The 24,326-nt window shown below is 43.4% G+C and carries 29 protein-coding genes and 1 pseudogene; all 30 read right to left on the reverse strand.

Features of this window, described 5'->3' with window-relative positions; all coding sequences use genetic code 11:
- Positions 1-344: 344 nt before the first annotated feature.
- Positions 345-3,572, reverse strand: a complete 3,228-nt coding sequence (locus AAA946_RS23680; protein WP_338167237.1) for a conjugal transfer protein TraG N-terminal domain-containing protein — start codon at positions 3,570-3,572, stop codon at positions 345-347.
- A 5-nt stretch (positions 3,573-3,577) separates the two neighbouring features.
- The gene (locus AAA946_RS23685) at positions 3,578-4,981 is read right to left on the reverse strand and encodes a conjugal transfer protein TraH (RefSeq protein WP_338167238.1); all 1,404 of its coding nucleotides are present in this window, start codon (positions 4,979-4,981) and stop codon (positions 3,578-3,580) included.
- A gap of 4 nt (positions 4,982-4,985) precedes the next feature.
- Positions 4,986-5,960 (reverse strand): conjugal transfer protein TraF, encoded by a 975-nt coding sequence (traF, locus tag AAA946_RS23690; RefSeq protein WP_338167239.1) that lies wholly within the window; start codon positions 5,958-5,960, stop codon positions 4,986-4,988.
- Between the two features lie 168 nt (positions 5,961-6,128).
- The gene (locus tag AAA946_RS23695) at positions 6,129-6,371 is read right to left on the reverse strand and encodes a hypothetical protein (RefSeq protein ID WP_338167240.1); all 243 of its coding nucleotides are present in this window, start codon (positions 6,369-6,371) and stop codon (positions 6,129-6,131) included.
- A 12-nt stretch (positions 6,372-6,383) separates the two neighbouring features.
- Positions 6,384-7,511 (reverse strand): DUF7146 domain-containing protein, encoded by a 1,128-nt coding sequence (locus AAA946_RS23700; protein ID WP_338167241.1) that lies wholly within the window; start codon positions 7,509-7,511, stop codon positions 6,384-6,386.
- Complete coding sequence (locus AAA946_RS23705) at positions 7,508-7,786, reverse strand: hypothetical protein (protein ID WP_338167242.1); 279 nt, start codon at positions 7,784-7,786, stop codon at positions 7,508-7,510. Before AAA946_RS23705 ends, AAA946_RS23700 begins: the two co-directional genes overlap by 4 nt.
- 245 nt (positions 7,787-8,031) lie before the next feature.
- Entirely contained in the window at positions 8,032-8,340 is a 309-nt protein-coding gene (locus AAA946_RS23710) for a hypothetical protein (RefSeq protein ID WP_338167243.1), read from the reverse strand.
- Between the two features lie 75 nt (positions 8,341-8,415).
- Entirely contained in the window at positions 8,416-10,308 is a 1,893-nt protein-coding gene (locus AAA946_RS23715) for a vWA domain-containing protein (RefSeq protein ID WP_338167244.1), read from the reverse strand.
- A gap of 72 nt (positions 10,309-10,380) precedes the next feature.
- The gene (locus AAA946_RS23720; RefSeq protein ID WP_338167245.1) at positions 10,381-11,337 is read right to left on the reverse strand and encodes a phosphoadenosine phosphosulfate reductase domain-containing protein; all 957 of its coding nucleotides are present in this window, start codon (positions 11,335-11,337) and stop codon (positions 10,381-10,383) included.
- Positions 11,338-11,539: 202 nt separating this feature from the next.
- On the reverse strand, positions 11,540-11,929 hold the full coding sequence (locus AAA946_RS23725; protein ID WP_338167246.1) for a hypothetical protein: 390 nt from the start codon (positions 11,927-11,929) through the stop codon (positions 11,540-11,542).
- 76 nt (positions 11,930-12,005) lie between these two features.
- Positions 12,006-12,611: a hypothetical protein gene (locus AAA946_RS23730; protein ID WP_338167247.1), complete on the reverse strand. Its 606-nt coding sequence runs from the start codon at positions 12,609-12,611 to the stop codon at positions 12,006-12,008.
- Between the two features lie 67 nt (positions 12,612-12,678).
- Positions 12,679-12,972, reverse strand: coding sequence for a hypothetical protein (locus AAA946_RS23735; RefSeq protein ID WP_338167248.1), 294 nt, complete (start codon positions 12,970-12,972; stop codon positions 12,679-12,681).
- A complete protein-coding gene (locus AAA946_RS23740; protein ID WP_338167249.1) occupies positions 12,969-13,427 on the reverse strand; it encodes a hypothetical protein in 459 nt (152 codons plus the stop codon). The genes AAA946_RS23735 and AAA946_RS23740 overlap by 4 nt, the downstream gene beginning before the upstream one ends.
- On the reverse strand, positions 13,417-13,851 hold the full coding sequence (locus tag AAA946_RS23745; protein WP_338167250.1) for a hypothetical protein: 435 nt from the start codon (positions 13,849-13,851) through the stop codon (positions 13,417-13,419). The genes AAA946_RS23740 and AAA946_RS23745 overlap by 11 nt, the downstream gene beginning before the upstream one ends.
- A 163-nt stretch (positions 13,852-14,014) precedes the next feature.
- Positions 14,015-14,254 carry a hypothetical protein gene (locus tag AAA946_RS23750; protein ID WP_338167251.1) on the reverse strand — a complete coding sequence of 80 codons (240 nt, stop codon included), beginning with the start codon at positions 14,252-14,254 and terminating at the stop codon, positions 14,015-14,017.
- The gene (locus AAA946_RS23755) at positions 14,244-14,618 is read right to left on the reverse strand and encodes a hypothetical protein (protein ID WP_338167252.1); all 375 of its coding nucleotides are present in this window, start codon (positions 14,616-14,618) and stop codon (positions 14,244-14,246) included. Before AAA946_RS23755 ends, AAA946_RS23750 begins: the two co-directional genes overlap by 11 nt.
- Positions 14,619-14,628: 10 nt before the next feature.
- Positions 14,629-15,033 (reverse strand): hypothetical protein, encoded by a 405-nt coding sequence (locus AAA946_RS23760; protein WP_338167253.1) that lies wholly within the window; start codon positions 15,031-15,033, stop codon positions 14,629-14,631.
- Positions 15,034-15,363: 330 nt separating this feature from the next.
- Positions 15,364-16,350, reverse strand: coding sequence for a DUF3150 domain-containing protein (locus AAA946_RS23765; protein WP_338167254.1), 987 nt, complete (start codon positions 16,348-16,350; stop codon positions 15,364-15,366).
- A 255-nt stretch (positions 16,351-16,605) separates the two neighbouring features.
- Positions 16,606-16,818, reverse strand: a complete 213-nt coding sequence (locus AAA946_RS23770; protein ID WP_338167255.1) for a hypothetical protein — start codon at positions 16,816-16,818, stop codon at positions 16,606-16,608.
- Between the two features lie 84 nt (positions 16,819-16,902).
- Positions 16,903-17,868 (reverse strand): AAA family ATPase, encoded by a 966-nt coding sequence (locus AAA946_RS23775; protein WP_338167256.1) that lies wholly within the window; start codon positions 17,866-17,868, stop codon positions 16,903-16,905.
- 93 nt (positions 17,869-17,961) lie between these two features.
- Complete coding sequence (locus AAA946_RS23780) at positions 17,962-18,213, reverse strand: hypothetical protein (RefSeq protein WP_338167257.1); 252 nt, start codon at positions 18,211-18,213, stop codon at positions 17,962-17,964.
- A 9-nt stretch (positions 18,214-18,222) separates the two neighbouring features.
- Positions 18,223-19,422 (reverse strand): YqaJ viral recombinase family protein, encoded by a 1,200-nt coding sequence (locus AAA946_RS23785; RefSeq protein WP_338167258.1) that lies wholly within the window; start codon positions 19,420-19,422, stop codon positions 18,223-18,225.
- A 122-nt stretch (positions 19,423-19,544) separates the two neighbouring features.
- Positions 19,545-19,985, reverse strand: coding sequence for a hypothetical protein (locus AAA946_RS23790; protein WP_338167259.1), 441 nt, complete (start codon positions 19,983-19,985; stop codon positions 19,545-19,547).
- 414 nt (positions 19,986-20,399) lie between these two features.
- Positions 20,400-21,035, reverse strand: a pseudogene (locus AAA946_RS23795) (RecT family recombinase); the annotation flags it as partial.
- Between the two features lie 251 nt (positions 21,036-21,286).
- Positions 21,287-21,511 (reverse strand): hypothetical protein, encoded by a 225-nt coding sequence (locus AAA946_RS23800; RefSeq protein WP_338167260.1) that lies wholly within the window; start codon positions 21,509-21,511, stop codon positions 21,287-21,289.
- A gap of 78 nt (positions 21,512-21,589) precedes the next feature.
- Positions 21,590-21,844, reverse strand: coding sequence for a hypothetical protein (locus tag AAA946_RS23805; RefSeq protein WP_338167261.1), 255 nt, complete (start codon positions 21,842-21,844; stop codon positions 21,590-21,592).
- Between the two features lie 528 nt (positions 21,845-22,372).
- On the reverse strand, positions 22,373-22,627 hold the full coding sequence (locus AAA946_RS23810; protein WP_338167262.1) for a hypothetical protein: 255 nt from the start codon (positions 22,625-22,627) through the stop codon (positions 22,373-22,375).
- A 10-nt stretch (positions 22,628-22,637) separates the two neighbouring features.
- Complete coding sequence (locus AAA946_RS23815) at positions 22,638-23,045, reverse strand: hypothetical protein (RefSeq protein ID WP_338167263.1); 408 nt, start codon at positions 23,043-23,045, stop codon at positions 22,638-22,640.
- A gap of 128 nt (positions 23,046-23,173) precedes the next feature.
- Positions 23,174-23,977, reverse strand: coding sequence for a DsbA family protein (locus tag AAA946_RS23820; RefSeq protein ID WP_338167264.1), 804 nt, complete (start codon positions 23,975-23,977; stop codon positions 23,174-23,176).
- 15 nt (positions 23,978-23,992) lie between these two features.
- Positions 23,993-24,313 carry a hypothetical protein gene (locus AAA946_RS23825; RefSeq protein ID WP_338167265.1) on the reverse strand — a complete coding sequence of 107 codons (321 nt, stop codon included), beginning with the start codon at positions 24,311-24,313 and terminating at the stop codon, positions 23,993-23,995.
- Positions 24,314-24,326 lie beyond the last annotated feature (13 nt).

Raw genomic sequence — 24,326 nt, forward strand, 5'->3', positions numbered from 1 at the left:
ATGTATTTGTTTTTAATTGGTCTGTATGTGTTTTTTGTCTTTATTAAGCTAGAGAGTGGTTCCATTCAGCCAAAAGGTGGAAAGGCTGCGAAATGGTGGTATGGTTTTGGCGGTGGAAAGTACTAACTGTCTATTGGAAATAGAAGGTTTTTTATTGAACATATAGAAATTATCGAGAGGGTTTATCATGGGTTTGTAATCAAATGATAAAAACGAACATACTCAGTGTAGAACGTAAACAATCTTGTAGGGAGACTTTGGTGGTTGTTGAGTTTCATTTATTGTTATTTTGAGAAAGCCTCACAAGTTATAGCTAACAAGTGAGGCCACGAATATATTAGGTGTTATAAAGGTATTCCCTCTGTAGGGTTTCTTTGAGCTCTTGCACTTGAACTGTCATCTTTGTTCATAGAATAGTTTTTGTTGTTGTCAATGTTTTCAATCTGCTGTTTGAGGAATGATATCTCTTCATTATTCATGTTTGTAAATTGATCTAAGTTGTTTTTTGCGGTTTCATCTACACCTACATTGTCTATGTTTTGTTTTAGCATTTCCCTGACTTGTTCGGCTGTTGCTAGACGCTCTGATAATTCTTTTCTATCAGAGTACCAATCTTGATCTCTATCTAATTCGACACTTGTATTATATGCTTGTCCTGAGTTTAGTTTAGTCTTTTCAGCTTCAAGTTTATCTTTGAGTTCCATGTGGTCTGCTATGTTCTGTCGGTAATATTCCTTCGTATCGTCGCTGAGATAATGATCACTTAGTGGTTTTGAGTTCTGCGCAATCATTCGGTCATGATAGGCAATTTGCTCATCGATATCTTGGTTGGCATCCTGAATAACTTGCTCTTTTGTCCTCTGTGTCTCAGGTTCATCGGAATCCGTAATAAAGCTCTTGATTTTTTCGTAGTATCTCTCCAATTGCTCTCCGCTTTGAGCCATATTCAAGAAGGAAAAATCGCTTTTAGCTGCAATATTTTCTTCTCCTTGTTCAATAATGGCTGCATTTTTTGCTTGAAGTGCCCTAGCGTTTTCTGCCGCCGCTCGCGCTTGGGCTTCTTGAGCTTGACGAACTCTCGCTTGGTTTTCTTCATCGAATTGATCCACTGCTGCCTTTGTGGGAACGTTACTCTCTACTGTCGTTGAAGGCTCAGTTGTACTGACTTGGCTACCTGATGTAGTTAGGTGGGTGTTTCCTGATCTCTGGTTGAGGCTGTCAGTGTCTATCTCTGGTGTTGAGAAAACACCGCTCTTAGTCACAGCATCAAAGAAGTCATCACTTCGATTGGCGTCTTTCAGTGTAGATGACAAAGCGACCATCTTCGCTGTGTCTTCGTCCATGCGTAGAGACAGCTCTTCCATTGAAGCTGCATATTGTTCACGCTCAATATCATTAAGGCTATCATAAAGTCTGTCGTGCTCTTGTTTCATTGCGATATCTTCACCAAGGCGATGATATATACCCTCAATGTCCGAATCTTCGGCCTTGATACCGCGCATTGTGCTTATGGAAGCAGAATATTCCTCTTTAGCTGTTTTTGCTTCTTTGTAGGCATCATCAACCTTACTTATTTGACCATCGATTTTAGAGTTACCAACAGTTAAATCCTTACTTTCAGAAGACTCGGCAATGACTTCATCTTTGAAACTTTGCTGTAGCTTGTCTATTTCGCCTGTGTCGTACATTTTCTGAAGAGCTTGGACTTCATTCGAAGTCAATCCATCGGTGAACATTTCTTTTACCTCACCATTGATGTTTGCAAAATCTAGCCCGAGTCTTGCTGCCAAGCCAACATGTCCTGCTAACATTTTTGCATTGGATTCTGAAATTTGACCAGTATCGGTGAATGATGTCGAGGCAGAAGAAACCCAATCTGAACTATCAGTCGTACTTGATGCTTGCGTTTCTGACATCTTCGCAATTTGAGAAGATGTGAATTTTTGGTCATTCATAGCTTGAGCTACATCGGAGCGAGTGTTCTGATAGGAGCTTTCCGCTTGGGTTGCTCTAGAGTGCTTTTCATCTATTTGCGACTTCCAATCTGAAGCAGAGCTTACACCCACGACGGAATCTTTATTGCTTTCTGTCCACGCATCGCCGTAGCGATTGAGAGCGGAGCTATTTAGCTTACCAAAGTCTTGTGTACCTCCTTGAGTGGCACTGTTTGGTACAGCGTCACTGTCTTTTGGTGGAGCAGCGAGGCCACGCATAGCACCCATCATTGCCATGCCCGAACCTGTGGCTAGTGACATAGCCAAAGCCGGTACAATGGTAGTTGCCATCATGCCGCCCATCCCCATGAGTTCATTTGCCTTTTTAGTTAGTGCAATCATGTAATCGAGAGAGCCAACAACCATCCCTTGACCAATCAGACTCTTTTCGTAAGCGGCCATATCCGCCAAAATGATGTTTTGAACGATGACGAGCATTGGAGGCATGAACTGTATAACTAGCAACATTTGGCAATAGAGAAGCAACGTCTTCATACCAGTACTGCCGGTCAGGATCATAAGCCCGATAAATGGCGCAATAGCGTACATTATTGCTTCAAATATAGAGAGAGCCTTGTCCATGATGCTCAAGAACATGTCGGCTTGTAATGACCATTCATAGTTACGCTGTTGTATTGAAGTAGCGTAGTTTTCTGCAATGTCGCCTGCACCAATTTTCATGAAGTAGTCAACAGTTCCGCCTTCTGCGGGGTGTGCGAGATAGATTGAGTTAGCGAAGTTGGTCGCTTTGGTTGAATCAGCGGCAATGGCTGCCATTGCTGATTGTATCTTGTCGATACCTGTTTCACCGGTGCGAGTGCCTAAGACTCCACCAAGGGCATTAAGCCTAGATGTTTCGGTAGCACTGAGCTCACTGACGATTCTGGTGTAGGCAGTACTACAGGACATCGACTCAACACTCTTATCTGCCTTAATCAGTTCCGTAGAGAAAGCGTTCGAATTGAACTGCATAGCTGTAAGAATATAGTCCTTTTGCATTTCGAGGCTTTGAGTATCACGATTGGCTTTCACTGCCGCGCAGTCGGCCATGTAGTTTCTCAAGCTGTAACAAAGGTTATAACTGTTGCTGGAAGCGGCCATACCAGAAGGGCAACTATCTGAGTAAGTCGCTCGACGTAAGTTAGCTATAACCTTGAGGGGTGAGAGGTATCCATCAGTCGTGATTCTTTGTGAGCCGGTGTTGGAGAACGCGATTTCTGATTTCTCTGTAATCCAAAGACCAACACTGCTAATCAGTGATGCCGGTACAGCGACGGCGACAGGAATGTTGTCGATTTGCGTCACTGTACCATCGTAGCGGTTTTCTATGCTGACGGAAGTAAGCGTACCAAAGCCAAATGCGAAGACGATAAACCCTGCGAAAACTTTCGTTAGGCCAGTTTCCTTTGCACCACCGACTAGATTGGTTACAGCCATACCAATCACAACAAATATACTGATTGCTATGGCTGCGGATTGATAACCACCATTTTGAAATATGACAGAAATGGCGTTAAAGATTTGAAGTAAGGTTATGACATCGCCATAACTTGCTATTTCCCAAATAACTGTACCCATATTCCCTACCTTCTAGTGATACCACGAGCATCACCACCGGTGAATTGTGCGTTCTCGATGATCTTGATGATGTTGTTGACAGAGTATGTTTCAGAGAGGACGGAATACTCTTCCATATATCTTTTTCGGCTTTCTTCGAGTACCAGTTGCATTTCTTCAAGCGCTGCGGTGTTTGTGAACTTAGGATCTGGATTTTTGATCATGGTTTCAACTGAACGAATAAACCCAATAACCATCGAAAACGTCATTTCCAATGACATTCGTGCGGCACAGGCGTCTGCTATGGATATTGCCGACGCTTCGTTATCTTTGCTGTTGGACATGGCCTCATAGATTTTTGTGAGACACAATTGAGCGTTAATTGATGACAAGCTAAGTGCTTTTTTTGCTTCATTACTCCAATCGGTATCGTTGGCGTAAGCTTGTATGATTCCGTTAGAGCCCGCCATCGCATCGAAGATTCGTTTTTTCATTCCCTTGTCGGTGAAGCTTTTTTGTGGGTTTGGTTTTACCTTTAAGCAGCCATCCTTGTCGTAAGTATCACATTGGTAAATCTTGATGGGTTTACTTGTGGTGTCAGCCATGAGGTCTGCAAGAGAGACTTGATGACCGGCTAATTTAATGGTTCGAACGGGTTGGTCGTCTCCCCCATCGTCTTTGACGATCACTGAGCCGGTAATCGACATAAAGAGCTCTAATAATGTGTTATCACCTGATGGATATGCAGACTTCACATTGTTTTGAACAAACGCGCCCCATGCAATATTCTTTGTAATTGCTTCTTTGTATTTGTTTGGATCGTTATCTTTTAAGTTATTCGCTGCTGTTTCTCCTTCAGTATTTAACCAGTTCATTGCTTCGGATATGTCACTAAATCCACCGGCAGCGACTCTAGCTGTTTTTGCTGCATTATCTGCATTTAATCCAGCCGAGAGCTGTACACCTGCATCAACGATTCCTTGCGCAGCTTGACAGCTATCAATGTTCATTTTGTTCACAAATTCTGCGGTTTTTTGTAGTGATGTCATGATGTTTTCACACGTAGGACATGCACTTTGGAGCGCAAGCTTTACGCCATAACCGATAGCGTTAGACCCGATGGCTTGAAAAGTTTCAATAAACTGATCTGCGCTAATAAAGCTGAAAGAACCTCCTTGCAGATCGATTCCTCCACATCCAGATGAGAACGTAGGAGGCGTCATTGAAACCAAATTAGTGCGCTTAATGTCGTTTCTCACAAAGACTCCACCGCCTGATAGCACCCCTCTACGTGCAGTGTTGTACATCTTTGGCGTAGTGGTATTGACCATTGAGTTGAACGCACTGTCCATTTGTGTAGAAATCGAACCGGCAAGTGTTGGAAAACTCAGTGGTAAAGCAAGACATAGTGCTAGTGTGACTTTATTCATTTTATTACTGTCCTTGTGATGATTTGTAGAGTTGAATAAAAGCTTCTGGTGCGTCGTGAGGCACCCCAATAACGCCTGTATTGCCATTGATATCCTTATATAAACCACTTGCTTTTAAGGTGTTGAACTCATTGTTGCTAATCAAGTTACCTCGATTGGCAGCGTACATGATTCTTTGCTCAAGCTGAGTTTGAGCTTGAAGCCCTTGAGCAATCATTTCAAATTCGTTTGTATCAGCGACAAACAGGTACATCGCGGGGACTTTTTGTACACCCAACGCTTCTGCTTGCCCTTGGTTAACTGCAATCTCCGAATCCTCCCAAGGTGACTCTGGTAAATTGTTGCCATCAATGCTGACAGGCTTTATTTCAAAACCATAGTGCTTGCCAATATTGACAAGTAAAGGCGCTTGTTGAGCGCTGTAGCTATCGTCTGAACGGAAGAAGAATACGATCCCCGAACCCTCTGCCAATCGCTTTAAAACCTCTTTTCTTTGGTTAGCTGCATCAATGTTCATTGACCTCATGCCGAAATTTGCTGTAGAGCGTCTAGCAGTGCTATCCAAAAACGGATCAGAGTAAATGGCTTTTTGTCGCTCATAACCAAATGCCATCGCCTTATCTGTCATGTATTTTTCTAGGTAGAGATAGGTTCTCATCGCTTCTTTGTCATGAGGATTATTCATTGCTGCGTCACGGTACTTTTCGAAGTTTTCTCGAAACCATTTCTGGCTCAAGGGGCGTTCAGATTGAACGTCTTGGCTCTGCTTTTTGGGAATAACAGTCGGTTGGTTAGATGGCTCAGGTACAGTTTCCTCTTCAGGTTTTTGGTTTTGCTCGTACCAGTACCAACCCCTCTCCTTTTCTTCGTAGAATTGGTCGAATCCTGCCTCTTGTGGTGTCAATTTTTCCGTTGTGTTAGCTATCGATTGATAGCTAGTAAAAGCCAGTGTTAGTAGCGCTATTGTTGTTCTTGTCATGAGTTATCCGATGTATTAGTTGAGTAAATACAGTTAATCGCGCTGACAAGTATTCAGCCGTTAACTCTATTAACTCATAGTTTTTTGTTTTCCGAAGTGAGAGTGTTTGAAGCAACCTAACTACCCCTCAAAATTGAGAGGTAGTTTAGGCTAGAGCTTCCTTAATAATTAGATTTCGCTGCTACCAACCCATTGTTCGCCTAGTAGTGCATCAGCACCGCATACGGACCACTGTTTTGGAAATGTGTCACTAAGAGCGCAAAGACTTTCGTGTGACCATCCCAATGCGGGAGCTTCGAATCTATTGAGCAACTGGCCTTCTATACTGACGATCAATAAAGCGTCGTGCTTTACCGGTGTCAGAATGTCAGGTTCATCGTCTTTTCTAATGTCTGTGATAAACGTGATCATGTTTTCAAACTCCTATGCGTAAGCTAGATGGGACGTTTTCGGAAACGCGTTGATACCGCGTCGAACCAAGATGTCGTTCCAATCTACGCTTTTATCGTTCTCTGGAATGGGGTCTTGAGGAAGTAGAATGTTCACTACGATCCCCTTTTTCTCCATTCGCTCGAAGAGCTTGATTGCATCATCGTATCCGGCAGACTTGCCGTTCTTCTCCCTGTCCTTGTCTGCCCACACATTAATGTGCGTTATGCCTTCAGGTGGTTCGAACGTAGCAAGTATCGTGCTGCTAATACAAGACCATACGGCCTGTCGTTTAGCGAGCATGACAGAAAGTGCAGTTTCAATGCCTTCGCAGACATTAAGCACTCCCCCAACTGGTTTACCAAAGCGGATTGCTCCGCCCGATATACGTTTACCCGTACAAGCTGACATGATTTTTTTCGCCATCACTTTCACACCTTTAGCAAACGTTAGTTTCTGCCCATTTGCGTCAAGGTACGTTCTGTGAAGAGTTGCCGGTGTGCCGTCGTCATAGCTGACTAAGCTAACCAAGCAAGGGTAATACCCCAAGAATGTGTCATCTTGCCAAAGCGCCAAATGCCGGTGCAGTCTCATGGTTTTACTTAAACCTTCAAGACTTAACCGGTTAACGTCGATACCCCTACTAGAAAGGTATTTTCTCGCCAACTCAGCGTTTGGATGATGCAGCGCAATGCTGTGTCTCCAAATTTCTCTGAGTTTGTGGCGACGTTTTGTTAGCGTCTGTTCATCTACAACAATCTCACTTTTGTAATCTTCAGAGTGTTTGACTTGTCTCGGTTGAACATTGTTGTCCTTCCAGTTATCGACGTTCAAATACTCAGCGACATCGTTGAGAATCGTTGCGAAGTTTTCCTCAAACAGCCACATGAGCAAGGAGAAACCGTCAGGCATAGCGCCATCTTGATTACTAATCCCCCCGCCAGTTTGTCCAGCGTCTTTGAAGAGTCTAAAACCGTCAGTACCGCCGTTTTTCGGGCAAGGTACATGGTGTGGTCGGCTTTCAATGGCATCGCGTAAATCTGGTGCCAAAGCGCCAAAAATTTCTAACCATCGTCCTTGAGCTGCGGCTCTCACCGCATCTGACTTGTTACGGAAGTTCATAAATAAAGTCCTCCATTGGTTAGACGGTCCACGTTCTTTCTTAGGCTGTGGATATCTATACCAGCGTAATCGCAGCAGTTGATGGCTGAAAATGGTGATTGGCTATTGCTCAATAACCATTCTCTGGCCTCTTCCCGCATTTGTTGAGACTTTCGGTGATCTCGAATTTCCCTTACAGCTTCTTTCAGCATGTTGAAGCAAAGGTTTCGAATTTCACTGTCCGTCCATTCTGAAGTGGTTTCGTTGAGTTGATAACGAGTAGTGGTTGCGTTCATAGCGTTCTCCGTTTGGTTCATTGAGGCTTATCAAAACCCCGAACCAAAGAGGCTTTGAAAAGCCCCAATGAAGAAGAATGCGAACGCGAGACTTATCAGTATTTTTGCGCGTAATGCTCACAGGCGTAGCAAGCTACGCCAAAGCAAAGGACGCAAAAAGCGATCAAAAAGAAAGGCATAATTGTGCTCCTTAGAGGGAACACGCCCCATTAGGGAATGCTCCCTGTTGGGTTTCTGTATGGTGACTAGATATCTTTCACTAATCGGCGCACTTGGCACCGTAGAATGTCGATATCGTATCCATTATTGGCAGCGCAGAGTCGGCTACAGAACGGGTGGTCATCATCTGACATCAACCAGTTCCATGCTTCCATACGCATTTTTGGAGATTTACGGTGGTCCCGTAATTCAGATAGCGCTTGCGTTAGCATCGCTTTCTGGATGTGTATAATTTCTTCGTCTGACCAGATAAACCAAAACTCGGTGTCACTGTCCATTGATGCCGGAAAGAGATTACCTTGCCGTTCTTTATCTAAAGATGGGTGCAGGTTCATAATGTGTACCTCGGATTGACGAGTACACACCCCCAACGGGTAAGTGTACCCGTGGGTTGGTTTATGGTGCTGTTTTCAATCGACAATGACTTTCTTGGCGATATCAAACATTTCCTTTTTCAACTCGCTCATGTCCTCAATGAACACGGCGTTGTTGAAGTATTGTCTAAAATTTTCTGGTCTTTCTGAGATAGAACCAATCGCAATGCCAATGACAACTATGTTGTTTTGTTCAGCTTTACGAACCAACTCTATGAGAGGTCGGTGTTCTTCTCCGTTAGGCCAGCCGTCAGTAATAAACAAGATGATTTTCTTTTTCTTCTGGCTATTCATGACAGTCTTTATGCAATGCCACATGGCAGTTGCACTCGGCGTATGATGACCAGAACCACGGACTTCCTCTAAACGATCAGCAAGCTTGGCTGCTTTTTCGTTTTCAGTCAGAAGGTTGAAAACCTCATATCTTGAGCCATACGTAGGAAACGCTGACGCTGTTACGTTAACGCCATTGATTTTCTCAAGAGCTAACGCTAAGGCCGTTTGCGCGTCTTTCGCTACAGCAAGAAGGGTTTTACCGTCACTCGTTGTTTGGTTGACCATAGAGCCCGAATTATCGATGGCAATTTCCACAATGGAATTTACCTCCTTTTTCTTGGTCTTAGTCTTAAACAAACGTGGATCACCTGTAGCGCCTCTATACAACACTTTGCTATTAAGCCGATTACCGCTATTAGCAGTACGGCTTCTAACGACAAGCTGTTGCTGAACAACGCCTTGTAGTGTTGCGGTAAGTTGGTTAGAGGTTCGTTTGCATCGCTGCAAGCGGTCTATTCCATAACCTTTATTACCGTTGATAGCTGATGAATTAGGGATTGCGACCTCCCGACTAGCGTTAGCCTTTGCTAACGTTTCCATCGAGTTTGCGAAAGATTCCATTTCATCTTCTATGTCATCCTCTGAAGCATTTAGCATTGATGTAATCGCCGCTTCAACTTCTTCTTTGGATGGCCCATTTGGTTGTTGTGGTAGCTGACCAGAGTTTGATGATTGCTCATCGGCTTCTGAATCTTCTTCACTTTCACCACGATTGGATGTTTCACTTGAACTTCCAGGTGCGCTTTCAGATTCTTCATCGTTAGATTCGCCTTGGCTATTGCCGTTAGCGTTTTCTTCCGACTGTGAATCATCTTCATCACCGGCTTGCTCAGAGTTATCGTCGCTATCTTCAGATTCGTCTTGGCTTTCGCTTTCAGACTCTTCAGATTGCTCGTTAGACTCGCTTTCATCACCTTCACTTGATTGCTCTTGTTCAGGTTCTTCTTGCTCATCCTCATCCTCTTCATGCTGCTGCAAAAGTGTTTCCACTTCTTTCGCAAGGTTCATGGCATCGACAGAGCTTGATAAGGTATCGAGCTTGCTATCTAACAGCGCTATTAGCTTGCTATGCAGTTTCCATGAAACCTTACCGATAAAGGCACTTTCGGCGGCATCCAAGTACGGCTGTAAATGAGTTTGGCCTCGGTGATTTACTCGGCAGTGAAATAACAACAGGTCGTTAATGATCGAAATGGGTTCGGCATCTTCAGTGACAGGCTTTCGCTTGCCTTCAGCTTGCCGGTTTAACCAAATTTGGTTAATCCATTTCTTCGTGCCAATCATGCTATCAATCATGGCCTTCTCAATGCGTAGGTCTTCGAATATGTTCCAGAACACTTTACGAACCGGTACATCGACATCGCTACGTTGAATCCCTTTAAAGGTATCGAATTTAATGTGTGCTGCCTCATGACTCATAAAGCCAAGAACCGCATCTTTTTCTTCCTTGGAAGAAATGTTGAAGCTTGGGACGTTGATGGTCTTGCCGTCTGTCCAAGCTTGATTTCCCGATACCGTTATCTTTACGCCTAGCTTGTCACCAAGGCCAGCGCCGATAAGTGGCAGTGAGTCTTTCAGTAGTTCATTTTTCATAGGTCTATCTCCATAAAAGGTAAACCTATGCCGCTACGGGCAAGGTTTACCCGTAGGTTTCAGTAAGGATAATTAAGCAGCGAATAGCTCTAATTGGTCTTGCAGGTTTTCAAGTTCGATTTCGAAGTCTTTGTAAACCTGTTGGTTAACGACGTTGAAATTGATTTCTTCACCCTCAAGCTTGAACGCTTCACAGCTTTCAGTGCAGGAGCCCGTTTCAAAGCGCTTCTGACATTTCATGCGAGAGAAAATATCGGCTTGTGTTCGTCCTTCATACAGTTGAACGATCCCATCTAAGCTGAGTCTTCCCCGATACATAACCAACTTGTCGTACCCTTCTTTTTCTCGAACGGTTTTTTGCTCCAAGTGGTATTTCCACATGCGATAGAAGTGTGGGTTTTGTCTCGCTGCCAAAGCTATCTTTGCAGATGACTTTTTAACGCACAGCAGACAATTTCCTTCCCATTCTTCGCACTCAAGATCAAATGGTTGGTGTCTCCACCATTCCAAAACATCTTGTTTTTCGATATCAATTAGGTCTGCAAGGTACTTGATGCCTTTTTTCGGCTTTAACCGAGCTGGCTCATCGGTACGCATTCCTAACCATGTTACAAAGTTGTCTTTGCCGAAGTGATCTTTACAGTACGCCTCAGTAACGTCTTTTTTCATACGCTCTGAACAATACGGGCCTAAAGCCGTTGGTGTACCGTACTTGATCATCATTGACATAAAGGGTTCAAAAGGCGGCATTACTGCGCTATTCATCAAGTCTCTGTGCTCGAACTGTTGATAAGAGTTACCTTGTCCGAGAATGGGGTTAACCACGGCTCGTAGAATAATCAGATCAATGTTCCAAAACTTGATGATGTCTCTAATGAACTTGTAAGTTGCAGGATGCTCAACGCCGGTATCGCAAAAGACGTACTTAACATCCCAACCAAACTCTTTCCGCGCTCTCTCCATAAGCCAAACCAGATAAGCGCTAGTCCGGCCACCTGAAAATGACACAACGTGAGTAAGTTTCTTCATAGGTTTCTCCAAAAAAAGGTAAACCTATGACCCAACGGGTAAGGTCTACCCGTTTAGGTGTGTATTAAGGTTACTCTACTAAGTGATACGTAAAGTAAGAGTATGAACCGTTCGTCCTCAGTGTTTTGGTAGCCTTATGGCGACTCCAAGAGTGTGAACGAAGGACACAGTAGTATTCATAAGTAATTTGCATAGACATCACCTAAAAATTCCAATCGTAAAAGTACCCTTGGTATTCACAACTTTCTGATTTCGGTAAATGTTCATATACAGCGTTTTTGTTGTAACTGAACTTCAATGGAAACTGGACTTTATTAGGAGTATGGAAAGCCAGAGCTATTCCCCACTGCCGTAATTCATCACAGTCATCGTAAAGGTCTAAGTCAGCCGCATTATCGATGTTCATCTTGGCTAGCCAAGCGTAAGCATCAACACCGCCAAAAACTCCATACCCATCGTAATGAGTACACTCAAAAGGCTCTTTACCATTTGGCTGTAGTAAATAAACAGGTCGCTTGCTGTTTGGATGTCCCGCGTGAACATTCGCAATTGACTCTTGTGTATCTGCTGTCTTAAATGAGAAAAATCCCATAATGTATCTCCTAAGTTTTTATAAAACAGGGAAATACACCCCGTTAGGGAAGTAGTTTCCCCGTTGGGTTAGTTATTTAAAGCGCATCAGCAAAGAGCATTTGCACTTCAGGTTTGTGGCTTTCACGCTTCAGGCCATCCATCGGATGAATACCTTCAGCAAGCCATTTCGTTATGTATAAGCCCCGATTCCACTCATTCGTTCCAACCAGTGCATCTAGCGCACCCTCGCAAGCGGTAAAGCCGCGATTAGCTAAGTGAGAAAGTGCATCTAGTCGGTGTGAATAGGTTTCGTGATTCACAGGGCCATTTTTACGGTAGAAAGAAATTCGATATTTCTTCTTTCCGTAAGTGTCAGGAAGGAAACAAGCCACCTCATCTTCGTCTTTGCCTTTTGCTTCAAAGAAGCCATCAGGATAACGATTGACGAGATAGTTTGTTCGCGTTTGCCGTTCATAGTGCATTTGGAAAAATGACCATTTCTTAGTCGGCATTTGCATGTCTTTAAGTTGAGTGTAAGTTGATGTAGCGTACCGCTTAATGAAAAGTCGTTGGTTATTCAGCCACTTTTCAAACTCGGTTTCATTACAACCATACAGCTCAGTGTCGATAAATAAATCTTCGCTTTCACCCCAAAGGGAAAACTCAGATTTATAGGTTTTGAAGTTAATTGGTGCGTCCATAGTGCTTCCTTATAAGGGCAACACTACCCATAAGGGCGCGTTACCCTTACGGTTGGATTTATCAATTCTAAGCCGTCAAACTGATTTGCTTAGGCTCTTTGTTTAACTGCCACATTGCGTACCAAATGGCAGCAAGTTCGACAACTAAATAGGTCACTAAGATGGCATCCCCAAGGTGAGGAAAGCCTTTACCCCAAATGACTTTTTCTATGACGTAAAAAACGAAGTTGATAGCAAAGAAAACCCAAAAGCTTCTTCTCGCTGCTTCGCACATCGCCAGTGGTAAAACATTGTGCTCACCTCTGTAGAGTCTCACCGCTAGGTTATAAATAGCAGCTAACCAAATGTTGAAGATACTCATGCCATACCTCCAAACGTCAACATGACGCTGTAGATGGCAAGTACCGCGCTAAGTAGAGCGATTCGAGTATTTAACCGAATATTTAGGTCCGGAGACTTCAATAACCACATCAAGCTTTCGTTAAATGTAGCCTTTCTGATGATAATCCGTGCTGGTTGTTCATACTGAACAGCTAGGTCACAAATACCATCGTAATCAATGGCAAGAGAACTTTTGGTAAGCCCCTTTACTGTGCCACCGTTTCCCATAATGTAGCGGATAGTCCACTTTCGATTATGAGTGTTCTGTATGAACACGGCGGTACGTCTTTTAAATTCCCCAATATGCTTATTGTTCAGTCGAACAATGCTTAGTGCGTTACCACTGTCTTGCTGCGGCAACCTCACAACATTGGTGAATATTTTGTGGCCGGCATCGGTTTCCCGTTGTGGCCGTTCTATGATCTTATTCATCATCACCCCCAACCATTACAGTGTGGAGTTTTGATGAAACAGTGCTCATCGCATTTTGCGTATTAATGATGATAGCAGCCGCTTCAGAATCGTTATGGTCTTCAGCGTCATACCAAATATCGGCTAAGGCACCTTTAGTAAGCGCATTGAGGTGTTCAACTTCGATGTGCTGCTTGAGCCATCTTGCCGCCACTTCTTCATCTTTCTCTTTGTTAGATTCTGCAAATGATATAAGAGCATCTGCTGTAACATCGATAAGATTTAGAATTACCTCAACAGGTTCGCCGGTATAAACGCTCATCGTATTGCTTTCAATAAACTCTCTCATTTCCCAACCACCAAAGGGAATATCTCTCGGTAGTGCGTAGTTCAGGTAGAGGTTCGAAGCATCGATGATAGCTTGCTCGCGTAAAGTATGATTGTTCATAAAATGTACCTTTAACTTAATAAGTAATGGGTACATTTCCCCTGTCGGGTACGTGTACCCGTTGGGTTTGTTGATAGCCAACCTAGCGGGTTGGCTTTATTGGTTTGATAGGAACGCAACGGTTAGTGCAAATTCCATCTTTACAGTTCTTACACATATGGCATCACTCTTTTGTGATATGAATAAACTGGCAATTGACTAACTCACTCTTGTCATACTCAGAGTGATACGCAATTAGCATGACGATCTCTTCCATGTCAGAGCCAATTTTTCTTGAGGCTTGAACATCGATGAGGAAGGTATGCTTGTCGAACTCGTGCATATAGCGAACAAGCGAACAGCTTTCAATAAGTCTGAACAACAATGACGTTACACAAACTTCGATATGGGCTTTAAGCTGCATCTAGCTCTCCCGCTCTTACGTAGGTTGTAAAAGGAAGTCCATTCCGTTCATAGCAGAACTCAACTTGTTGCCCTTTCTCCACTACGTTCAGGTTGACGAGCAGCTTCGCAAGATATATCCACATATGCTGACTCATAACATACTGACGCTTGATTAGATCGTGGTACGTCCATGTGTCAGGGTTCTTAACAATACAAGTTTCAACCGCAAATTTTACATCTTGGTCGAATATCGAGTGGTAAGCAGTGTCGGCATGAGCGTGAGTGACCTCAACGGAGAAGAAAAGGCCAGTCTGTTCACTCTTTACTTTTGCTACATACCGCTTAATTTCGCAACCATGAACTTCGAGTTTTACTTGATACATAACATGCCTCCTATGCGGCAATTGAACGCAAGATGTTGTCTTGCTTGAACGTAATGGAAAGTTGCTGATGTTCAGGAAGAACACCGGCTTTCGTTAGAGCCTCTTCCAACTCGCACAGCACAGCGCGGCCTAAGTCGCTATGTGATGTGACAACGTTGGTGTAAATGAGCTCATAAAGCTTCCAACTCCGACTAGGGTTGTTTTTGACAACTTCAAGTCGAACGGAACCGGTTTGATCAGTCAGAGAACTTGTTCCACTGCGATAGACCGGCATAGCCTGAATGGTTAGTGATTCACCGTCGATGAGCGAGATATCTGCGCTATACCGAAAATGACGATGGCATGGCTGCACATCAAAAACTAACGTAAAAGGTTGGTGTGTCCTATGAACACCCAATGTCTGAAGGTTTTGCATAAGTAGTTCCTTAAAAAAGAAGGAACTACCCCGCACGGGAATAGTTCCCGTTGGGAGGTTGGAAAGCCGGTTAACTTAGTAGTAGTAACCTAGCTTGGATTGTTTGATTAGCCACATAGCACCACCGCACAAAACTGCTGTGAAGAGCCCTTTTAATTGTTCAATCAACCAATCAGCAATGACTTGCAAAAATAATACGTCACCCGTTTTAGCAGTCGCAATTGCTTTAAGTGCCGGTGACAGAGCGAAATACACAGCCAGAAGCGTGAGTATTGTTTAGAGTGCGTAACGCACCCAAATGAGATCATTTTTCATAATCTATTCCTTTATTTAAAAAAAACTGAACGATGAGTTGTCTGCTGGATTTGATGTTTTCTGCACCGTTGTCGGCTCATCAAAATCAAAGTCTGCTTCAAATTCAAAGTCATCATCTGAAATAGAAGCTGGCTCGAATGGAGTAACTTCATCTTTGGTTGGTTCCGGTTCACTCATACTCGACATTAACGCTTGTAGCTTGTTTTCGTCGGACATTCTAAAGAGAAGTCCTGAAAGCAAGTTGATTTCGTCTTGACTGAGTTTGCCGGTAATGGGCATTGCCCCTTCGACTTTCTTAATCTTGTTAACAAGTTTGGAAAACCGACCATTTAGAAAGGCCAAACCCTCAACTTTTTCTCGTAGGTCACGAAGGCCACGAACGTTGACTTGGTTTGGTTGAATTGCACCAGTTAGGCTCGCAAGTAGCTTGTTGGCGCTTTTCAAAATATCTGAATCCAATGTGCCGGTTAAGTTCTCTACTTGGTTATCTAAACCCGTAGAAGCACTTTGCACTTTGTGTTCAGCCGATTGGACTTGGAACATGGAAAAATTGGCGTTAATCCGATTCTTCACATCCTCTGTTGGCGTTAACGCTTTTCGAAGGATTTGTTCATAGTTGGGAAACTTGCCAATCCACTCATCTTGAATGGATTCATGTTTGAGCAAGTAAGCATCTTTCTCAGCCTCGAACTTGGCAATGATTTTTGCTAGTTCTTTGGCTACGTCATCTGCTTTGTGGGTTGGAATAGCGTAGCCACCCAAAAACGGAATACCAACTCGTAGACACAGCCTTTCCGCTTGACGTTTGAGAGTGTGAAACACTTTCAGCGCTTTAGGATCAGTTGTGTGCTTGGAGCCGAGGTTAATGACTTCTCGTGGGGGCGCTTCGCCGTTTAGAGAAAGGTCATTTTCTTCTAACATTTTCCGACCTGTCCAGATAGAAAAATGTAGGTTTACCGCGATAACGTCTTGAAGGACTTGTTTTGCAGTTGATGTGGTCATAATGGTATCTCCAATTTTTAATAAAAAAGGACATACCTTGCGCCACAGGGCGAGAGTATGCCCTTGGCGGTTGAGTTGTAGATAAGAGTGCTAGTCGCTATCTCTTATCGTTGTCTTAATGTTGGTTCATCTTACTCTTACACCAGTTCATAAGCTGCGGTGCGTTAAGTGTAAGTAGACCAATTAGCAAAGCTATGGCTGATACAATGAGTACAAATTCCATAACTTCCTCCTTCGTTGTTCTGTGCTTAAAGTTTACGCTGTTTTTAGCTTGGTTGCCACATAGGTTAGTGACAGTCCTAGTCCAAACAACGCAAAGCAGTTCAATGTTACATCGGTTAAAACCGCAGCAACAAACGCACCAGTGTATCCAGCTTGTCCCAAGTCTCCTAGAAACTTACCGATAGACCGCTTGTGTGCAAATAAGAACCGCAAAGCCAAGTACAACATTAAATATATGTCGAACATAAATACCTCTTGATTTTCGGTTTATCCAAAAAGGCATTTATCCCATGCGGAGTAAATACCCCGTTGGGTGTCTTTATTGAAGCACTAGGCTTCTGGTTCGAAGTTAGAACCAAACAGAGCGATAGCCCAAGTGTTAATAGCTTCCACTTCTGTTTCATCTGAACATCGATTAAGTAGAGCTCGGTCAAGCGCATAACTTAATGGGCATGGCGCACCTTGGCTACGTTGAGTTTGAATCGCCCAACGAATTAATGTGCGAGTAGAGAATGTTACCGATAATTCAACACCGGCATCATCTTCACCTTGAAAAACAGTGCGAACCTTATTAGCGAGTTCGACCATTTTTGTTCTGATTACTTTTGGAAGTTGCGGTGCAACTTTCGCCAGTATTTCAGCTTCAACTTCGGGTGCCGCATAGCTCACTTTGATAACACTGAATCGATCCATAAAAGCTAAATTCTGACGCATAACACCAGAATACAAGCCTGAATCACCAGAGCCATTTGAGTTAGCTGTAGCAACCACGCGGAAGTTAGGGTGTGGGTGAACCACAGCACCATTAAGTTGAGAAATCACCAAAGGTGAGCCCTCCATAATGGCATTCATGTTAGCGAGCTCTGCCGGATCAACTAGGTCAATCTCGTTCAGAATCAATACATGCCCTTCTTTCATGGCTTTAGTCAAACAACCATCCATCCAGACGGTTTCCCCTTTAATCATCACCCATTGGCCTACCAAGTCCATGAACTCAGTGGAACCGCCACAAGTGAATGATTGAACGGGATAGTTGAGTCGTGCGCAAACTTGCTCGATGAGGGATGTTTTACCGCAACCAGTAGAACCGGTTACAAACAATCCGTCGCCAAAGCTGCAATCAATAAAATTGATCACATCGCGCAGCGTTTCTTTCCGAAACACATACTCTTTTTTCAACACGGGTACATTTGGATGTGCGATAGGTTCAAAACCTTGAACTTGAACACTTGTGCCAGCGAAACCAAAAATGTCCATAGGGAAAGCTTTTGGAGTAAGAGTTGTTGGAGTAGTCATAATACGTTTCCTTATAAAGAATGAGGGCGCACTATGACCCCTTTAGGGCAAGTGTCGCCCATTAGGGAGGTTTAATCGGTAGAACGTTATGCGTTAGGCAAAGCGTTCAGGGTTTTTAGTTCGCAGCGTGACATAGTTGCCAAAGTAGGCATCAAAGACCTTCACTGCATGTTCGTATCCACCGCTACGATGTTGCATACGTTGGATAATCAAATCGCCATCAAGCCCGAGCTTTCCAGAAAGCTGCTTCACTAAGTTAAACAGGGTGAAGATATTGCCTTCGGGACCATCTAGGTTGACTTCAATTTGAGGAATTTTCTGTTCAATTGTGGCTTTGATAGACATATCGCCCCCCTAAAAGAACATGTTGGATTGAGATTTTTCGAAGAAGTTACCTTGCGGTATCGGCGCACTAGGCATTGACACTTCAGGTTTAGGTGTTGCCACCGGTTCTTCTTGAACGCTCTCAGATTTAGGTGTTTCTACTTCAACACTGGCTTCGCCAGGTTGTTCGTGTGAAACGCTAGGTGTTTCTGCAGTGCGACTTTCCACCATCGGCTGTTCGGTTTGAACGGCTTCTGTTTTGGTCGGCTCATTAGAAACGGTAATGCGGTAATATTCTGAGTCAGCCTTTCGACACTTCTCAATCAAGTCTTGCGGTATCACCGCATTAAAATGATCTTCAATGGCCTTGAGTACTTTCTCGTAGTCGATACTACCGGTTCGTTCTACCTTAGTAGCGCGAATACCATCTTTATCGAAGGTTTTAAGTCCATCTGGTATCTGCTCAGTAAAGTAGCCTTCAAGTTGCTTCAAATCAGCTTTGATGGCTTTCACTGTATCTTGCAATCCAGACAGTCTTTGAGACTTTTCCTTATACTGTTCAACACGGGCAAGCCACGTATTGTCTGTATTGGAAACCGGCGTGTCATAGACAACCTTATCCCGACCTTCAATCATTGGCACCGGCTCACTGTGTTGAACGCGCTTGTAGAAATCTACGGCTTGTTCTTCAGCTTGAGCGATGAACGTATCATTACGCTTAATTGTTGTGCAAATTGGCCGCTTCCCTCTGAGGTAAAAGAAAAGCTTGCCTTGACTCGCGCCAGAGCAATTTAACTGCCACTGCACTTGTGCTGCGTACATCTGGAAAGATGGTGCTTTGCCCTTTAGCTCCAAAATCTCGTTGTAGATTTTTTCACAAGGACATTTAATCTCAAGAACCTCTTTATCTGCACCATTTGAATACAAACCATCTAATGAAGCTCGAAACAAATGTTCATGATCTGCTTCGACACAAACCGGCAAATAAGGCTTACCGTATTGGGCTTCTACAGCATCACGCGCTTCAGGCTCTTGCTCAACACCACGTTGAACATGGAAGTTGTTAGACAAATCATCAGGCTCTTTCAAGCCAACCAGTTCGGCCCATAATTGATAAGGGGTTTGGTAGGGTGACATACCCATAATCACGGGGATCATGGAAGCGGTGATACCGCCTTTACGCCATTCATGCCACGCATCGCTGCGTTGTACTAAATCTACGATAGCCATAGTGCTTTTCTCCAAAGTCTTGATAACAATGGGCGCACTATGCCCCATAGGGCCAAGTACGCCCTGTTGGGTTTAATGTGTAGCTAAGTGGTTATCTCATGCGAGCGTAACCGTGCTTTAGGTTATTCAGTGTCGATAAATTTCATTTCATAACTAAGCTCTGATAAATCACGCTTAGTACGAGAGAAAAAGTCGTTAATGCTCGATACATTTTTCACTGCATAGAGCTTTAAAAGACTCAAATCAACGGGGTGTATCCGTCTTTGATCTCTTAAATTCTCCATTAGAGTTGTTAGCATTTCAGCTAACATGGATGAATCGTTGTCTACATCGAGCGACTGCTCGCATTTTGAGCACATGTCTTGGTCGCATTCATGATAGCCACATGAGCAATCAAGCGAGTAATGCTGGTTCACCGAACCAGAATGACATGCTTCGAAATCTCGGCGTGTCGCTTGCATACCACAATCAGGACACTCAACGTTGGTTTTGAGTCCAGACCGATCAACTTGCTCAAAAGACATTTGATTATATGCTTCAGAAGTCATTGTTAATTCTGACATTTTGTTACCTCTCTATATAGATGGGGTAACGCCCTATGGGGTCATTACCCCCACTTTTGGGTTAGTTTATTCTTCGTCAAACGTTTCGTTGAAGGCCACTTTGAGCTCACTTAATGCGAAATCAAGCGTTGCCTCGCTGTAACGTTCTTCAAAAGAGTCTTTCGTTGTATCCCATGAGCCGCCTTCTTTAGTGAACTCGACCATTTGGGCAATCATCTTGGCGTCTTTCTTTAAAACCTGTCCAAAGCTGGTATTGAAATACTCAACTTCAGGTTCAGCTTGCGCCGTGGCTTCAAAGAACTCTGCATCATCAATACCACCTTGTTCAATTTGAACTGGCGATGTACTTGATGGAGAGTCATCAGAATCAAAATCCGCATCGAGCTCAATAGCCGGTTGCGAACTGATAACTTTTGCCTCTGCATCAATGATGCGGTTTGCTTCGTCTTCATCAAAGAGACCGGTATAGCCAAGCGCAAGGCGCAAGGTTTGAATGGTAACTTTGTGACGAGCAAATCTGCGAGTGTGAGTTTGCCAAGGTCCATTAATCACTCTTCCATTCTTCTCGAACGGTGCGCGATAAATCTCATCAAGGTACTCACGAACTATGGTTGGACGCTCTCTATCTTTTCGATAAACAACGCATTCAATCCACTCAAAAATCGGCTTATTCAGCCCTTTGAGCTCAACAGTAGTATCGGCAAAGCGATACTCGATGCCGTCAAATTGAGGGTGATTGTTCATAATGGTTGACCAACCATCAATACCGACAATCGGTATGATGCCGTTGTTTTGGTCAGGGAAAGCATAAATCTCCTTAGTAAAGGGATTTAGCTGATACTGGTCAGCAACAATGAGTAGAGCCATCATCTGTTCATCAGTTGGTGGTTGCCCGTTGCGCTGCTTAAACGCTGTAGATTTCAATGTTGCCATCAGTTTACCGCCATCGACGTTAAAACGTTCAGCAAACTTTGTAATCAGCGAAACTTTTGGCTTGGCAGCCGGTAGGTTTGCAACTTTCTCAGTTGCAGCAACTTGAGTGTTAGACATAGATGTATCTCCAAAAAAAAGGGACACATCTTCCCTATGGGAGCGAGTGTCCCATTAGGGTTTGAGGTTAACCTAGAGTGTTAGTTATCTAGGTTATATTTCTTACTGTAGTACTTTACAACTTGCCATCCAGCGACACTAACAAGAGTTAGGAAGCCGATACACAAGCCGAGATAGATAATAGCGCCAGTTGTCATGGTGTTTCTCCTTTCAATTTTGAGTATAACATTTAGGCGATTATTCAACCAATATTACCCTCCGTCATTAGTAAGAGACACTTCATAGATAGTGATGCCCATTTCAATGACCATAAAAATCATCAAAAGAACGATCCCCGCAACAACAATCGTGACGTTAGAGCCAAGATTACTGTTCGACTGAGCTAAATTTATTCCTCCTGTGACCAAACAGCTTGCCCCTATTGCTAGGAACAGAGCAGCCAAAGAATGAAGGAAAGTCTTTTTTATTATATTCATACGCATTTCCTTGATTTAGTTTAAAACAAGAGACACGCATGAGCCCAAAGGGAACGTGTCCCTTGTGGGTTTTTTACCTTAACGAATTACGTTGTTAAGGGCTTGAGTCAGAGCTACGCGATCTTCAGTATGAAGGTTCGCAGCTTGCTGAATTGTGAATATTTTCAATTGCCGAAAAGCTCTTTTGGGAGCGTTGGCAATGTGCTCAATTAACCGAGCTAACTCTGCACGAACGGCAAAGCGATCACCCTCAAATTCATAAATTTTATGAATAGAGCTCACACAGCTTGCTATGTGATGTTTGGTAATTGAGATAGATAGTGATGTTGTCATAATGACCTCTTTATAGAAAAATCGGTCATACTGCGACCCCAAGGGCGAGTTTGCCCGATGGGTTTTATAGAGTGTTAAGTGTGACCACTTAACGGTTTGAAAGTTAGAACGGCTAGGTTGTGATAGCTCCGTTATCCCATGAAAAACATGATCAGGTCGAGTCCTGCGCTACGCTGATAATCAGCAATGTGTTTCCACACTTCACATTGGTTTTAAAGTCCCAACGACTGCTATGACCCAAGGAGGGTCGGTTTTGAAGCTAACCAAGGTTGGTATCGCTCACAAAAACTGATTTAACGTTAGCACGACTTTCAGATTTTCCAAAGTATAAGCGCATATTTTTGTGTCCTGTATTTACCTTATATATCTAGCGCACTGCGTTTGCTCAAATCCGCTGATAATGAAAGCACAAGCCGCTTTCATTACAACGATTTCTCATTAAAAACACCTATAACAAATGTAGTAACCCATTGTTATGTCATTGGGTTCTACATAGTTCTGTTCCCAAAGTTGTCTTTTTGAGTAGCCTTAGAGGTCGCCTTGTAATACGGAAGACCAAAGATTTTGGCGCTTACATTTATTCTCGATATCGATAACCCGTATGGTTCTAGGTTTTTCTTCAATAACGTTCACTTTGTATTTTTTGCTCACATAGATATTATGAAATTTTCCGGCCACATAGACTTTATCCAACCCAAGCTCTTTGTAGAGAGTAGTTATACTGTATGCCTTCCCGCTTTCAAGCATATGCTCTGCTATTTCGTATGTTGAGAGTTTTTCCATCATCGCCCCCTTACTTTAGATGCTCTGGTAAACAAGCCTTAACGTTGTCAAGCAGCTTGGCGTTTGGTACAGCGCGAGTGGCTTCAACAAGATCGCTTAAAGTGACCGTCTGTTTGCTTCGATCAATATAGAACTGGTAAGGAAGTCTTTCTGCTCTCGCAACTTTTCGGTTAAAACCTATGTACCTCATTAGCTGATGAAGATTCGAGAACTTCATTGCGGTATTTTTAAAACCTAAATCTCGGGATAGCGTTGTACCGCGAAACATTGACCAGTAGCGCACCGGAATATGATTAATTAGCGAGCGTAGAGGGGTTTCTTCACTTGGTTGTAACGTTACTGTCGGCAATTGACCAGTTAAATGAAATTTCGCCAATGCGTTAGGGTTTCGCATGAGCTCTTTGATTGTTCTATCCATGTCGGCAATCCTCGTTTTTAGCGATCACCTCCATTACATCACGGCTATTTTCATTTCCTAAATTGGTCGGTATAAAAAGCGGCACAAAGGCCGCTAAAGGAAGGAGTCCAGATTGTTCAATTGGAACGCTAGTTAAAGTATCCCATAAGCGTTTGAGCGCTCACGTTGCCACCAACTTTTTGCCCATTGACGATAAGGGTAGGTGTTCCCGTAACTTTTAGCTGACTTCCAAGCACTCGGTTCTTTTCTACCTGCTCTTTGGCTGCTTCAAACTTAGGCTTCAGTCTATCTTTACTTAACCCTAACTTGGCAATTACTTCATCTACCGAGTCAACAGTGATGTTTGGTTGGCTGATCACTTCGTGATGGTATTTTTCATAGAGAGCCGGTTCTGTCATGAAAATAGCTGTTCCAACAATGGCCGAGTACGCAGACGATGGCTTGTTTTGGAAGATTGGGTACTCTTTGATAATAACCTTGGCTTCAGGGTTAATCCTGACGAACTCTTCTAATGTAGGCGCGAGACGCTTACAGTAACCGCAGTTGTAGTCTGCAAATTCAACAACAACATGTTTACCATTTGGATTACCAAAGTACGGGTCGTTCTTGTCGTTGTAGATAGCATCTTCAAACGACACTACACGCTCTGACTCTTGCGCTTGCGCCATTTGTTCTTGTTCAAATCGGAACTTTGTAAGCGATTTGATAATGGTTTCGGGGTTGTCCATGACAAACTGGCTGAAAAGCTCATCGCTCAAAGGTTCTGCTGTTTGAGGTGAACTTTCTGCTTCAGCCAGCATGAGAAGTTGGGTCAGTTCTTGGTTTCTTTGTTCTAAAGTATCGACTCTCGAAAGCGAATAACCGCCAATCGACATACCTATAATGCCGCTTATAAGTGCGATAATAGGGAGCGTATTGTTTTGTTGTGTCATTGCAACCGTGTCCTTCTAGTGCTGTGTGACGTAGATTTGTGGATTTGAGCGACCAAAGCTAATCGAGCGCTCATCTTCCTCTGAATGATAAAAGGGCTCTGCCGTAGATAGTTCCATCAAGAACTGGTCAAGGTCGCCTTTTGTGTTGACCATTGTGTGAATGTTTTTAAAAGACTCTGTTTGGCTGCATTTCACATTGGTAGAAGTAAAGCCGATTACTGACGGAGATTCCGCATCTGCCGATTCAATCTCCAAAGCCCCTGCTAGCTTTATATTGTTTTTCTTACACTGCATGATTAGCAGCTCCAATGCTGACTCAATATCAAATTTGTCCATCAAATTCCTTTGT

Source organism: Vibrio sp. 10N, from assembly GCF_036245475.1.
Taxonomy (GTDB): Bacteria; Pseudomonadota; Gammaproteobacteria; order Enterobacterales; family Vibrionaceae; genus Vibrio.

Coding starts and splice junctions, on each gene's coding strand:
- AAA946_RS23680 (WP_338167237.1), bottom strand. CDS start 3,572: ATGGGTACAGTTATTTGGGAAATAGCAAGTTATGGCGATGTCATAACC.
- AAA946_RS23685 (WP_338167238.1), bottom strand. CDS start 4,981: ATGAATAAAGTCACACTAGCACTATGTCTTGCTTTACCACTGAGTTTT.
- traF (WP_338167239.1), bottom strand. CDS start 5,960: ATGACAAGAACAACAATAGCGCTACTAACACTGGCTTTTACTAGCTAT.
- AAA946_RS23695 (WP_338167240.1), bottom strand. CDS start 6,371: ATGATCACGTTTATCACAGACATTAGAAAAGACGATGAACCTGACATT.
- AAA946_RS23700 (WP_338167241.1), bottom strand. CDS start 7,511: ATGAACTTCCGTAACAAGTCAGATGCGGTGAGAGCCGCAGCTCAAGGA.
- AAA946_RS23705 (WP_338167242.1), bottom strand. CDS start 7,786: ATGAACGCAACCACTACTCGTTATCAACTCAACGAAACCACTTCAGAA.
- AAA946_RS23710 (WP_338167243.1), bottom strand. CDS start 8,340: ATGAACCTGCACCCATCTTTAGATAAAGAACGGCAAGGTAATCTCTTT.
- AAA946_RS23715 (WP_338167244.1), bottom strand. CDS start 10,308: ATGAAAAATGAACTACTGAAAGACTCACTGCCACTTATCGGCGCTGGC.
- AAA946_RS23720 (WP_338167245.1), bottom strand. CDS start 11,337: ATGAAGAAACTTACTCACGTTGTGTCATTTTCAGGTGGCCGGACTAGC.
- AAA946_RS23725 (WP_338167246.1), bottom strand. CDS start 11,929: ATGGGATTTTTCTCATTTAAGACAGCAGATACACAAGAGTCAATTGCG.
- AAA946_RS23730 (WP_338167247.1), bottom strand. CDS start 12,611: ATGGACGCACCAATTAACTTCAAAACCTATAAATCTGAGTTTTCCCTT.
- AAA946_RS23735 (WP_338167248.1), bottom strand. CDS start 12,972: ATGAGTATCTTCAACATTTGGTTAGCTGCTATTTATAACCTAGCGGTG.
- AAA946_RS23740 (WP_338167249.1), bottom strand. CDS start 13,427: ATGATGAATAAGATCATAGAACGGCCACAACGGGAAACCGATGCCGGC.
- AAA946_RS23745 (WP_338167250.1), bottom strand. CDS start 13,851: ATGAACAATCATACTTTACGCGAGCAAGCTATCATCGATGCTTCGAAC.
- AAA946_RS23750 (WP_338167251.1), bottom strand. CDS start 14,254: ATGCAGCTTAAAGCCCATATCGAAGTTTGTGTAACGTCATTGTTGTTC.
- AAA946_RS23755 (WP_338167252.1), bottom strand. CDS start 14,618: ATGTATCAAGTAAAACTCGAAGTTCATGGTTGCGAAATTAAGCGGTAT.
- AAA946_RS23760 (WP_338167253.1), bottom strand. CDS start 15,033: ATGCAAAACCTTCAGACATTGGGTGTTCATAGGACACACCAACCTTTT.
- AAA946_RS23765 (WP_338167254.1), bottom strand. CDS start 16,350: ATGACCACATCAACTGCAAAACAAGTCCTTCAAGACGTTATCGCGGTA.
- AAA946_RS23770 (WP_338167255.1), bottom strand. CDS start 16,818: ATGTTCGACATATATTTAATGTTGTACTTGGCTTTGCGGTTCTTATTT.
- AAA946_RS23775 (WP_338167256.1), bottom strand. CDS start 17,868: ATGACTACTCCAACAACTCTTACTCCAAAAGCTTTCCCTATGGACATT.
- AAA946_RS23780 (WP_338167257.1), bottom strand. CDS start 18,213: ATGTCTATCAAAGCCACAATTGAACAGAAAATTCCTCAAATTGAAGTC.
- AAA946_RS23785 (WP_338167258.1), bottom strand. CDS start 19,422: ATGGCTATCGTAGATTTAGTACAACGCAGCGATGCGTGGCATGAATGG.
- AAA946_RS23790 (WP_338167259.1), bottom strand. CDS start 19,985: ATGTCAGAATTAACAATGACTTCTGAAGCATATAATCAAATGTCTTTT.
- AAA946_RS23800 (WP_338167260.1), bottom strand. CDS start 21,511: ATGAATATAATAAAAAAGACTTTCCTTCATTCTTTGGCTGCTCTGTTC.
- AAA946_RS23805 (WP_338167261.1), bottom strand. CDS start 21,844: ATGACAACATCACTATCTATCTCAATTACCAAACATCACATAGCAAGC.
- AAA946_RS23810 (WP_338167262.1), bottom strand. CDS start 22,627: ATGGAAAAACTCTCAACATACGAAATAGCAGAGCATATGCTTGAAAGC.
- AAA946_RS23815 (WP_338167263.1), bottom strand. CDS start 23,045: ATGGATAGAACAATCAAAGAGCTCATGCGAAACCCTAACGCATTGGCG.
- AAA946_RS23820 (WP_338167264.1), bottom strand. CDS start 23,977: ATGACACAACAAAACAATACGCTCCCTATTATCGCACTTATAAGCGGC.
- AAA946_RS23825 (WP_338167265.1), bottom strand. CDS start 24,313: ATGGACAAATTTGATATTGAGTCAGCATTGGAGCTGCTAATCATGCAG.